Annotated in this window: 11 protein-coding genes and 1 pseudogene; 9 read left to right on the top strand and 3 right to left on the bottom strand. The window is 74.4% G+C overall.

What is annotated here, in order from left to right:
* Window positions 1–64: 64 nt before the first annotated feature.
* On the top strand, window positions 65–826 hold the full coding sequence (locus GA0115240_RS30360) for an alpha/beta hydrolase (protein WP_093741641.1): 762 nt from the start codon (window positions 65–67) through the stop codon (window positions 824–826).
* A gap of 132 nt (window positions 827–958) precedes the next feature.
* Window positions 959–1456: an Lrp/AsnC family transcriptional regulator gene (locus tag GA0115240_RS30365; protein WP_093741644.1), complete on the top strand. Its 498-nt coding sequence runs from the start codon at window positions 959–961 to the stop codon at window positions 1454–1456.
* Window positions 1457–1552: 96 nt separating this feature from the next.
* Here GA0115240_RS30365 and ligD read toward each other — a convergent pair whose 3' ends face one another.
* Complete coding sequence (gene ligD / locus GA0115240_RS30370; protein WP_093741646.1) at window positions 1553–2557, bottom strand: non-homologous end-joining DNA ligase; 1005 nt, start codon at window positions 2555–2557, stop codon at window positions 1553–1555.
* A 149-nt stretch (window positions 2558–2706) separates the two neighbouring features.
* Here ligD and GA0115240_RS30375 point away from each other — a divergent pair, with 149 nt between their 5' ends.
* A complete protein-coding gene (locus GA0115240_RS30375) occupies window positions 2707–3771 on the top strand; it encodes an ATP-dependent DNA ligase (protein ID WP_093741648.1) in 1065 nt (354 codons plus the stop codon).
* Window positions 3772–4049: 278 nt separating this feature from the next.
* Window positions 4050–5033: a LysR family transcriptional regulator gene (locus GA0115240_RS30380; RefSeq protein ID WP_093741659.1), complete on the top strand. Its 984-nt coding sequence runs from the start codon at window positions 4050–4052 to the stop codon at window positions 5031–5033.
* 27 nt (window positions 5034–5060) lie between these two features.
* Here the strand turns inward: GA0115240_RS30380 and GA0115240_RS30385 are convergent, their stop codons facing one another.
* On the bottom strand, window positions 5061–5483 hold the full coding sequence (locus tag GA0115240_RS30385; protein ID WP_093741649.1) for a secondary thiamine-phosphate synthase enzyme YjbQ: 423 nt from the start codon (window positions 5481–5483) through the stop codon (window positions 5061–5063).
* A gap of 493 nt (window positions 5484–5976) precedes the next feature.
* On the opposite strand from GA0115240_RS30385, the gene GA0115240_RS30390 reads away from it, so the two are divergent.
* Window positions 5977–7182, top strand: a complete 1206-nt coding sequence (locus tag GA0115240_RS30390) for an LLM class flavin-dependent oxidoreductase (RefSeq protein ID WP_093741651.1) — start codon at window positions 5977–5979, stop codon at window positions 7180–7182.
* 314 nt (window positions 7183–7496) lie between these two features.
* Here the strand turns inward: GA0115240_RS30390 and GA0115240_RS37405 are convergent, their stop codons facing one another.
* Entirely contained in the window at window positions 7497–7802 is a 306-nt protein-coding gene (locus GA0115240_RS37405) for a hypothetical protein (RefSeq protein ID WP_161302581.1), read from the bottom strand.
* 22 nt (window positions 7803–7824) lie between these two features.
* Here GA0115240_RS37405 and GA0115240_RS37410 point away from each other — a divergent pair.
* The 4 genes and pseudogenes from GA0115240_RS37410 to GA0115240_RS30410 form a co-directional block, all read left to right on the top strand.
* Window positions 7825–8181, top strand: a pseudogene (locus GA0115240_RS37410) (glycoside hydrolase family 3 N-terminal domain-containing protein); the annotation flags it as partial.
* 120 nt (window positions 8182–8301) lie between these two features.
* Window positions 8302–9417, top strand: a complete 1116-nt coding sequence (locus tag GA0115240_RS30400; RefSeq protein ID WP_093741655.1) for an NAD(P)-binding domain-containing protein — start codon at window positions 8302–8304, stop codon at window positions 9415–9417.
* Window positions 9418–9454: 37 nt separating this feature from the next.
* The gene (locus GA0115240_RS30405) at window positions 9455–9673 is read left to right on the top strand and encodes a hypothetical protein (RefSeq protein ID WP_093741657.1); all 219 of its coding nucleotides are present in this window, start codon (window positions 9455–9457) and stop codon (window positions 9671–9673) included.
* Between the two features lie 157 nt (window positions 9674–9830).
* A partial coding sequence (locus GA0115240_RS30410; protein ID WP_093741661.1) for a (Fe-S)-binding protein occupies window positions 9831–10621 on the top strand: 791 nt, incomplete at its 3' end.

Here is a 10621-nt window from a genome sequence, read left to right on the forward strand (position 1 = left end):
CTGATCAAGGCAACCGGCGCCCGCGTTACGGTACGGAGATCCGCACGTTCCAGGAGGCACCCGCGTGTCCGCATCCCTCGACAGCCAGCTGAGTTTCCGTCCCGCTCCGGCGGGCGGCTCCCCGGCTCCCGTCGTCCTCGTACTGCCCGGCGGGGCCTACCGCCTGCACGCCGATCACGAGGCGGAGCCGGTCGCCGAGTGGCTCAACGGACTCGGGCTGAACGCCGCCGTGCTGCGCTACAGCCTCGAACCCCGAGGCACCAAGGCGCCGTTGGACGACGCGCGGGCCGCCATGCGGGCGATCCGCGGGGGCGCGGCGGGGCCGGGCGCCGATCCGACCCGGGTGGCCGTGCTGGGTTTCTCGGCCGGCGGCCATCTGGCCGGTTGGATCGCCGGGGGTTCGGAGGCGGAGGGCGCCGAGCGGCCCGACCTGGCCGTGCTCTGCTATCCGGTGACGTCCTTCAGCCACCTGCCGTCGCTGCATTCGACAGCTTCGCTGCTCGGCCCGGACGCCGGGCCGAGTTCCCTGCGGTCGGTCTCCTTGGAATTCGCGGTGCACCCGGACACACCGCCGGTCTTCTGCTGGCACACCGCCGACGACGAGTCGGTCGACGTGGAGCACGCGCTCGGCTACACGGCGGCGCTCCGCCGGGCCGGCGTCCCGGTCGAGTTGCATGTGCTCCCGCACGGCGCGCACGGCCTCGGCCTGGCTCCGCAGGAGCCGTACGTGGCGCGGTGGACGGGCTGGTGCGCGGAGTGGTTCGCCGGCCACGGCTGGATCCGGGCCGCCGCGCAAGGATTCCCGCGTCGTCCCGCACGTGCCTGAACGGCTCCGACCGGCCGGCGGCATCGCCCGGTTCGCCCCGACCAGGACAGTGGCTCAAAGTGACCCCTGCGCTCGGGACCATCCGTACAGTGCATATGACGGAGACCTGATCTTGAGGGGAACGGCCGTCCCATGCCCGTCGATGCCCTGGACGCAAGCATTTTGCGCCTGCTTGTGGAGCGGCCGCGCACCAGCGTCCGCGAGTACGCCCGTATCCTCGGCGTGGCCCGCGGCACTCTGCAGGCCCGGCTCGACCGGTTGGAGCGGGCCGGGGTGATGACGCCGGCCGGGCCTCGGATATCCCCGGCCGGGCTGGGGCATCCGGTGCTGGCCTTCGTGCGGATCGAGGTCACCCAGGGGTGCCTGGACAAGGTGGGCCACGAGCTGTCGGCGGTGCCGGAGATCATCGAGGCGTTCTCCATCACCGGGAGCGGCGATCTGCTCACCCGGGTGGTGGCCCGGGACAACCCGCACCTGGAGGACATCATCCAGCGGCTGGTCCAACTGCCCGGCGTGGTGCGCACGCGCACCGAGATAGCGCTGCGCGAGCGGGTGGCCCACCGGGTACTGCCGCTGGTGGAGGCGGTGGGCGGCGGGGCCGTGTCCGACGGGGAGCGGGCGGCCCGGTAGTCCGGCGCCGACTGCGGGACCGCGGCCGGGGTCCCACCGGGGCCGTATCGAGGCCGCACCGGGGCCGTAGAAGGGACCGGGCGCGGCCCGCGGGGCCTACTTCTTGGCCCGGCTCGGCTGGACCCGCGTCGGCTCGCCGTCCATCTTCGGGTGCTCGGGCGGGTAGGGGAGGTCGCCGAGCTTGTGCTCGCTCTCGTCGCGGGCGGCCAGTTCGAGGGCCGCGTCCAGCCGGAAGGCGTGCTCGTCCATCTCGGCGTGCACGTCGCCGACTTCGGCGAACCGCGCCGGCATCGTCACCACGTCGAAGTCCTCGGGCACCGCGTCGGGCACCTCCTCCCAGCGCAGTGGCGCGGACACCGGCGCGTTCGGGAAGGGCCGTACCGAGTAGGCGCTGGCGATCGTGCGGTCGCGGGCGGTCTGGTTGTAGTCGACGAAGATCTTCGCGCCGCGCTCCTCCTTCCACCAGGCGGTGGTGACCCGCTCGGGGTCGCGGCGTTCCAGTTCCCGGGCCACCGCGATGGCCGAGCGCCGCACCTGGGTGAAGGTCCACTCCGGGGCGATGGGGACGAAGACGTGCAGGCCGCGCCCGCCGGAGGTCTTCGGCCAGCCCTCCAGGCCGAGTTCCTGCAGGACGTCCCGCAGTTCCAGCGCGGCGCGTACCGCGTCGGCGTAATCCGTGCCGGGCTGCGGGTCGAGGTCGATGCGCAACTCGTCCGGGCGCTCGGTGTCGCCGCGCCGGACCGGCCAGGGGTGGAAGGTCAGGCAGCCGAGGTTGGCCGCCCAGAGCACGGCGGCGGGCTCGGTGGGGCAGATCTCGTCGGCGTGCCGGCCGCTGGGAAAGGCGATCCGGCCGGTCGGGATCCAGTCCGGGAGGTTCTTGGGGGCGCGCTTTTGGAAGAAGAACTCGCCGTCCACCCCTTCGGGGAATCGCTGCAAGGTGGTGGGCCGGTCGCGCAGGGCCCGCAGGGCCCCTTCACCGACGCTGGCGTAGTAGCGGGCGATGTCGCCCTTGGTCAGTCCGCGCTGCGGGAAGTACACCTTGTTCGGGTTGGACACCCGGACGGTCCGCTCGCCGACGGTGAGGTCCAGGGATTCAGCCATGCGTCCACGCTAGGCCGGGCCGCCGGGAGCCGCGCGTCGGCGCGGGCGGTCCGGACCGGGCGGCCCGGGGGCAGGCGGCCCGGGGCAGGCGGCCCTGGACCTGGCGGTCCGGCGGGCGCGCAGCGGTCGCCGCCCGCACAATCGCCCTCATGGACCTTCCTGTCATGCCTCCGGTGCGGCCGATGCTGGCGAAGGCCGCCAAGGCCATCCCGCCCGGCATGCTGTACGAGGCCAAGTGGGACGGTTTCCGGGCGATCGTCTTCCGTGACGGCGACGAGATCGAGGTGGGCAGCCGCTCCGGCAAACCGCTGACCCGCTATTTCCCCGAGGTGGTGGCCGCCCTGCGGGAGCGGGTCCCGGCGCGCTGCGTGCTGGACGGCGAGATCGTGATCGCCCGCGACGGCCGGCTGGACTTCGAGGCGCTGCTGGAACGCATTCATCCGGCCGACTCCCGGGTACGCCATCTGGCGGAGGTGACCCCGGCCGGCTTCGTCGCCTTCGATCTGCTGGCGCTCGGTGACCGCTCGCTGATGGACACCGCGCAGCGGGACCGCCGTGAGGCGCTGACCGGGGCGCTGCGCGGAGCGTCCGCGCCGGTCTTCACCGCGCCCGCCACCGACGACATCGAGGTGGCCCGCGGCTGGTTCGAGCGGTTCGAGGGCGCGGGCCTGGACGGTGTGGTCGCCAAGCCGCCGGCGCTGCCGTACCGGCCGGGCGAGCGGGTGATGGTCAAGGTCAAGCACGAGCGCACCGCCGACTGCGTGGTGGCGGGTCTGCGGCTGCACAAGAGCGGCCCGGTGGTGGGCTCGCTGCTGCTGGGCCTGTACGACACGGCCGGGCGCCTGCAGCATGTCGGGGTCTGCGCCTCCTTCCCGATGGCCCGGCGCCGGGCGCTGATGGCGGAGCTGGAGCCGCTGCGGATGGAGAGCGCCGCGGGCCACCCGTGGGAGCGCTGGGCCAGCGAGGAGGCGCAGGCCGCCGACCGGCTGCCCGGGGGGCCGAGCCGGTGGACCGGCAAGAAGGACCTGTCGTGGATCCCGCTCCGTCCGGAGCGGGTGGTCGAGGTGGCCTACGACCACATGCAGGGCGCCCGCTTCCGGCACACCGCGCAGTTCCGCCGCTGGCGCGATGACCGCGAGCCGGCGCAGTGCACGTATGCGCAGCTGGAGGAGCCGGTGAGCTACGACCTCGGTGAGGTGCTGGTCGGCGCCTGAGGGCTGTGTGCCTCCCCGGCCCGCGCGGGCCCGGCACGGTGACGTCGGGCGAGCGCCTGCCGCTGCCCACTGTCCGCGGGAGCGCGGACGACTCGTCCGCCCGCGCTCCTGCGGACCCGGGCCCGCGGCCGACTGCCGCAGTTTCAGGGCGCCCCCACGTGCCGGGTCGCGCCCCCCTGCGCGCCCGTCACCCCGACCCCTGGATTGTGCGGCCCGCCGCCCTGCCGCGGCAGGCGCGCGGCGATGACGAACTGCGCGGCGGCGATAACCTGTTGGGCATGGATCGAGATCACGGGGGGGCGCTCGGCCCGTCCTCGCCCGATCCCAATCCCGATCCCGATCCGGACGCGCGCCGTGAACCCACTACCCATCAACTACGGCTGTTCCTGGTCCTGGCGGAGGAGCTGCACTTCGGACGGGCCGCCGCCCGGCTGTTCATGACCCAGCCGGCGCTGAGCCGGCAGATCCGCGCGCTGGAAACCGCGCTGGGCCTTCAGCTGGTCCAACGCAGCAGCCGCAGCGTGGAGTTGACGGCGGCCGGCCGGGCTCTGCTCCCCGACGTCAAGGCGGCGGCGGACGCCATGGCCCGGCTCCGCGGATCGGCCGGACTCCACCAGCGGGAGGTCGCCGGCCACCTGGTGATCGGCGCCATCGGGGCGGAAGCCGCGATGCCGTACACGCGGACCGTCCTGGCCGAGTTGGGGATCCGGCATCCCCGGATCACGGTGGAGATCCGCGCGGTGAACTTCACCGAGCAGATCGAGGCACTGATGGACGGCGAGCTCGACGCGGCTTTCCTCCGCCCGCCGCTGCCGCCCCGCCTCCACACCCTCCAACTGGCCACCGAAGCGCGCCTGGCGTGTCTGCCGGCCGACGACCCGCTGGCCGCGCGCCAGCCGATCACCCTGGCGCAACTCGCCGGCCGCCCCGTCGTGGACGTCCCCGCGGGCGCCCCGCGGCTGTGGTGGGACGACTGGGTCGTCAATCCCCGTCCGGACGGCACGCCGGTCCGCTTCGGCCCGGTGGCCGCGGACATCGAGGCGATGCTGCTCGCGGTGGCGCGGGGTGAGGCGATCGCCTTCCTTCCCGCCGCCGCACGGCAGCTGTATCCGCGCCCCGGTGTGGCCTACGTCGAGGTGACGGATCTCCCGCTGTCCACCGCGGCGCTCGCCTGGCTGCCCAGGAACCCGCTGCCGCCCGCCCTTGCCGCGCTGCTGCGCACGGCGCGGACGGTGGTGCGGCGCGGCGGGGCGACTGCGTAGGGCGGCAGCGGCCCTCCTGTCGTCGTGTCAGCCGAGGAAGCTCAGCCGCACCCGGCGCTCGGCGTTGTCGGTGTTGGTGTCCACCAGTACGACCGACTGCCAGGTGCCCAGCTCCAGCCGGCCGCCGACGACCGGAAGGGTGGCATGCGGCGGGACGAGCGCGGGCAGCACATGGTCGCGGCCGTGGCCGCGGTGACCGTGGCGGTGCTGCCAGCGGTCGTCGGCGGGCAGCAGATCCCCCAGCAGCGCCAGCAGGTCGTCGTCGCTGCCCGAGCCGGTCTCGATCAGCGCGATCCCGGCGGTGGCGTGCGGCACGAAGACATTGAGCAGCCCGTCGCGGCCACCTGCCGCCTGCCGCAGGAAGGACGCGCAGGCGTCGGTCAGATCGTGCACCGCCTCACGGGAGCCGGTGGTGACGGCGAGCACTCGGGTGGTGAAGGAATCGGCCATGCGCCCATGGTCGCGCACCGCGGCGGGCTCCCGCGGGGTGCGCGGGCCGTGTCGGCAAAAGCGCCGGCCGGCCCGACCGGCCGGCGGTGGCCACGTGCCGAGACGCCATTGACCGGCCGACGCGCCGCTGGCTACCGTCGCTGCATGTCACGTCGCTGCCTGCTCACCACGCGCGGTCACATCGACCTGCTGCGGGTGGCGAGCGCCGCGTGTCCCGCCGGCCGCTGACGTTCGACGTCCCGCCTCCGCTCGCCGCGTCCCGGTGACCGTCCGGTCGCCGCTTTCCCGGACCTCCCCGCCGCGCCGGGACCGCCCAAGCACCGCCCACCGACCGGGACTTCCGGCTTCCGGCTCCATGCGCCGAGTCCCCGCTCCTCCCCGCTCCTCCCCGCTGTTCCCCGCTCTTCCTCGCCGTTCCCGGGCCGCCCCGCACGGCGCCCCACCCGGGGCGGCCCGGCTCGCGCGCCCGCATCCAGCGAAAGGCTTCCGCCCCATGTCCGTACATCTGCACTGGTTCCTGCCCACCGGAGGCGACGGCCGCACCCTGGTGGACCGGCACGCCTACACCGACGGCGGGGTCAAGCGGTCCCGGATCACCCCGGTGAGCGGCGTGCGCGCCCCCGACATCGACTACCTCGCCCAGATCGCGCGCGCCGCCGACCAGTTGGGCTTCGAGGGGGTGCTGACGCCGACCGGTACGTGGTGCGAGGACGCCTGGCTGACGACGGTGGCACTGTCCCAGCACACGCAGCGGCTGAAGTTCCTGGTGGCCTTCCGGCCGGGGGTGATCTCCCCGGTCCTGGCGGCCCAGATGGCGGCCACGTACCAGCGGATCACCCGGGGCCGGCTGATGCTCAACGTGGTGACCGGCGGCGACCCGACCGAGCAGCGGCGCTTCGGCGACCATCTGGACCACGACAGCCGGTACGCGCGCACCGCGGAGTTCTTGTCGGTGGTGCGCGGGGTGTGGGAGGGCCGGCCGTTCGACTTCGCCGGTGAGCACTACCAGGTGGAGGGCGGTTTGACCGCGCTGCCGCCGGACCCGCTGCCGGAGATCTTCTTCGGCGGCTCGTCCCCGGCGGCCGGGCCGGTGGCCGCGCGGCACAGCGATGTCTATCTGACCTGGGGGGAGCCGCCCGCGCAGGTGAAGGAGAAGATCGACTGGATCAGCTCGCTGGCGCAGGCCGAGGGGCGGACCGTCCGGTTCGGCATCCGGCTGCATGTGATCGCGCGCGACGCGGCGGCCGAGGCGTGGGCGACCGCCGACCGGCTGCTGGCCGATCTGGACGAGGACACGGTGGCGGCCGCCCAGCAGGCGCTGGGCCGCAGCGAGTCGGTGGGCCAGCAGCGGATGCTCGCGCTGCACGGGGGGCGGCGCGACCGGCTGGAGATCGCGCCGAACCTGTGGGCGGGGGTCGGTCTGGTCCGCGGCGGCGCGGGTACGGCGCTGGTCGGCAGCCACGCCCAGATCGCCGACCGTATCGAGGAGTACCACGCGCTGGGCGTCGAGCACTTCGTGCTGTCGGGCTATCCGCACCTGGAGGAGGCGTACTGGTTCGGGGAGGGTGTCATGCCCGAGCTCGCCGCCCGCGGTCTGCTGCCGCCGCTGCCGTCCCCGCTGGACGGTGTCCCCGCCGCCAACGGCCGGCCCGCGTCGGCGCCCGGCGGCGCGCCCCTACTGCTCGCCGGCGGGCGGTAGGGGCGTGCGGGGCGGGGCGCGGATCCCGGCGTCCCGCCCCGGCGGACCAACCGGCCGTTGCTGCCTGTGACTTGACAGGCCCGGTAGGCCGGATTGCCGTCGACGGCGATTGGTCTGTACCATTCAGCGGGCCTGGGGACACCCGCCCACCCCTGCCGCGCCCCGAAGGGGGACACCGACGTGAACGCGCTGCACCGGCTCGCCGCGCTGGTCGACTCATGCCTGCTGCCCTCCGTCGAGGGGCACCACGGACGACTGCCCGACTGGCTCCTGCGCGGCCTGGAACGCGGCACGCCCGGCGCCGCCGTACACGCTTACGGAACGGCCGCCCGGGCCACCACCGACGCCGTCCGGGCCGCGCTGCCGGACGCGCTGACCGGGCACCCCGGACCGCGCCGTCCCGGTGGCGGCAGCGCCGCCGCGGCCGACTCGTCGCGGCGGGCGCCAATCTGCACCTGGGCGTACGGCCGGGGCCGCGCGCCGACGAGACCCGCGTCTTCGTCACCGACCTCCAGACCCACGGCGTGGCCGGCGCGCTCGGCCCCTTCACCGGCGCCGGCAGCCTGCGCCCCTTCGCCGAGGGCGCCGCGGCCGGCGTCCGCGCGATCACCGCGGGCCACTCCCCCGTCCCCGGGTGCGGACGGCGTGCCGGCGGCCCTCAGCGCGCCCGCCATCACCGGCATCCTGCGCGGCGAACTCGGCTACGGCGGCGTCGTCGTCAGCGACGCCCTGGACACCCCGTCGATCGTGGACGGCTGGGGCATCCCGGGCGCCGCCGTGCTGGCCTGGATCGCCGGCGTCGACCTGCTGCGGCTGGGCCCTGCAAGCGGCGAGCGGGTCCACGAAGCCATCCACACCGCCGCCGCGCGCGCCGTCTTCGACGGCGACCTGCCCGTCTCCCGGCTCGAAGAGGCCGCCGAACGGGTCTCCCGGCTGCGCCGCTGGGCCTGCGACCCCCGCATGCCGGCCTCCCCGATCGGCGCGGCGGGCGAGCGCTGAGCCGGCCGCGGCGACTGCCGCCGTGCCACTGCCGCAACCGCAACCGCAACCGCAACCGCGGGGGACGGTATCCGGGCCCGGGCCGGGAAGCTTTCCCCGGCGCGGTTGGTTCGCACAGGCATGGACAACCCGGGTGACGCGCGCGACGTCGAGGTGGCCGTGGTCGGCGCGGGACAGGCGGGCCTGTCGGCCGGATACTTCCTGCGCCGGGCGGGCTACGAGCCCGGCAGCGGCTTCGTCGTCCTGGACCACTCGCCCGCGCCGGGCGGCGCCTGGCAGTACCGCTGGCCGTCGCTGACCTACGGCAAGGCGCACCGGGTGCACGATCTGCCCGGGCTGCCGCTGGGGGACGCCGACCCCGGCCTGCCGTCGTCCGCGGTGGTGGGTGCCTATTTCGAGCGCTACGAGCGGGCCTTCGACCTGCGCGTGCGGCGGCCGGTGGACGTACGGGCGGTACGCGAGGGCGCCGGCGGCCGGCTGCTGGTGGAGACCGACGCGGGGGTGTGGGCCCCCCGGGCACTGATCAACGCGACCGGCACGTGGGACCGCCCGTTCCTGCCGTACTACCCCGGCCAGGAGACCTTTCGGGGCCGGCAACTGCACACCGCGGGCTACCGGGGCGCCGGCGAGTTCGCCGGCCGGCACGTCGTGGTCGTCGGCGGCGGCACGTCCGCCGTGCAGCTGCTGATCGAGCTCGCCGAGGTGGCGCGTACCACCTGGGTGACCCGCAGGCCGCCGGTCTTTCGTGACATCGCCTTCTCCGAGGACTGGGGCCGCGCCGTGGTCGCGCGCGTCGAGGAGCGGGTCAGGCAGGGGCTGCCACCGCAGAGCGTGGTCGGGGCCACCGGCCTGGCGGCGACCGAGGCGATCCGGGACGCCCAGGCACGCGGCATCCTGCACCGCGAGCCGATGTTCGAGCGGATCACCCCGGACGGGGTCGTCTGGCCCGACGGCCGCACCCTGGACGCCGACGTCATTGTGTGGGCGACCGGCTTTCGCGCCGCCCTGGACCACCTGGCCCCGCTGCGGCTGCGGGAGCCGGGCGGCGGCGTGCGGATCGAGGGCACCCGGGTGGTGAAGGACCCCCGGGTCCACCTGATCGGCTACGGGCCCTCGGCGAGCACGATCGGCGCCAACCGGGCCGGACGGTCGGCCGTCCGCGAGATCCGCGCCCTGCTGTCCGGCCCGACGGACCGTGCCGCTGCCGCCCCGGCGCGGGAGGCCGCCCGCCTCTAGTGCTGAGACCTGTCCGGTACCGCACTAGGTTGTGGGGATGGGGACGCAGAGCTGGAAGACGGTGCTGGCGGCGGTGTCCGCGATCGCGGCGCTTGCCGCGGTGCTGCTGGTGGTGGCGGCCACGCTGGGGGACGTGGGCTGGTCGGCGGTGATCGCGGCGGCCGCCGTCGCCGTGCTGAGCGCGGTCCTGGCGCTGTTGGCGGACGCTGGCGGTGAGCGGGAGGGCCGGCGGCTTCCGGAGGGCCGTCACCAATGAGCCGTCACCAATGAGCCGCGGAAGAGCGGCAAAGGCGACAGACGACCACGCCAAAAAACATCGGATGTCTGCTTCCCTGCGGCTCTCCACTGCGGCACTATGGGCGCATGTGTGATCGACAACTGCTCGGCCCGGCCGCGGGCGCCGGGGAGTCCCCGTGCGCGTAGCCCTCTTTGTGACCTGCGTGAACGACTTGCTGTACCCGGACACCGGGCGCGCGGTCGTCACCCTGCTCGAACGCCTCGGTGTGGAGGTCGGCTTCCCGACCGCGCAGTCCTGCTGCGGCCAGCCGCAGTACAACACCGGCTACCGGCACGAGACCGAGCCGCTGGTCCGCCGGTACGCCGCCGCCTTCGACGGCTACGACTACGTGGTCACCCCGTCCGGCTCCTGCGCCGCGATGGTGCGGGACAACTACCCGCGGATCGCCGAGCGGGCCGCGGACGAAGGACGTGACGAGGGGCTGGCGCAGGCCGCCGCTGCCGCGGTCCCGAAGACGTACGAGCTGACCGAGTTCCTGGTGGACGTGCTCGGGGTGACGGACGTCGGGGCGTACTTCCCGCACACGGTCACCTACCACCCGTCCTGCCACGGACTGCGGTTTCTGCGCCTCGGGGAGCGGCCCAGGCGGCTGCTGGAGGCAGTCGGCGGGATCGAGCTGCGGGAGCTGGAGGGGGCCGAGGAGTGCTGCGGCTTCGGCGGCACCTTCGCGGTCAAGAACCCGGACGTGTCCGTGGCGATGGGTGTCGACAAGATCGGGCACGCGCTGGACACCGGCGCCCAGGTGCTGTGCGGCGCGGACAACTCCTGCCTGATGCACCTGGACGGCCTGCTGCGCCGTCAGGACGCGCCGCTGCGCGCCGTGCACGTCGCGGAGATCCTGGCCTCGACGCGAGAAGAGCCCTACCGGCCGGCACGACCTTTCCCACCAGTGGAGACGGAAAAGAT

This window comes from Streptomyces sp. DvalAA-14, assembly GCF_900091855.1.
Classification (GTDB): domain Bacteria; phylum Actinomycetota; class Actinomycetes; order Streptomycetales; family Streptomycetaceae; genus Actinacidiphila.

Bases quoted from the DNA above. Each gene is read 5' to 3' on its own strand.
- GA0115240_RS30365 (WP_093741644.1), top strand. From the start codon at position 959: ATGCCCGTCGATGCCCTGGACGCAAGCATTTTGCGCCTGCTTGTGGAG.
- ligD (WP_093741646.1), bottom strand. From the start codon at position 2,557: ATGGCTGAATCCCTGGACCTCACCGTCGGCGAGCGGACCGTCCGGGTG.
- GA0115240_RS30375 (WP_093741648.1), top strand. From the start codon at position 2,707: ATGGACCTTCCTGTCATGCCTCCGGTGCGGCCGATGCTGGCGAAGGCC.
- GA0115240_RS30380 (WP_093741659.1), top strand. From the start codon at position 4,050: ATGGATCGAGATCACGGGGGGGCGCTCGGCCCGTCCTCGCCCGATCCC.
- GA0115240_RS30385 (WP_093741649.1), bottom strand. From the start codon at position 5,483: ATGGCCGATTCCTTCACCACCCGAGTGCTCGCCGTCACCACCGGCTCC.
- GA0115240_RS30390 (WP_093741651.1), top strand. From the start codon at position 5,977: ATGTCCGTACATCTGCACTGGTTCCTGCCCACCGGAGGCGACGGCCGC.
- GA0115240_RS30400 (WP_093741655.1), top strand. From the start codon at position 8,302: ATGGACAACCCGGGTGACGCGCGCGACGTCGAGGTGGCCGTGGTCGGC.
- GA0115240_RS30405 (WP_093741657.1), top strand. From the start codon at position 9,455: ATGGGGACGCAGAGCTGGAAGACGGTGCTGGCGGCGGTGTCCGCGATC.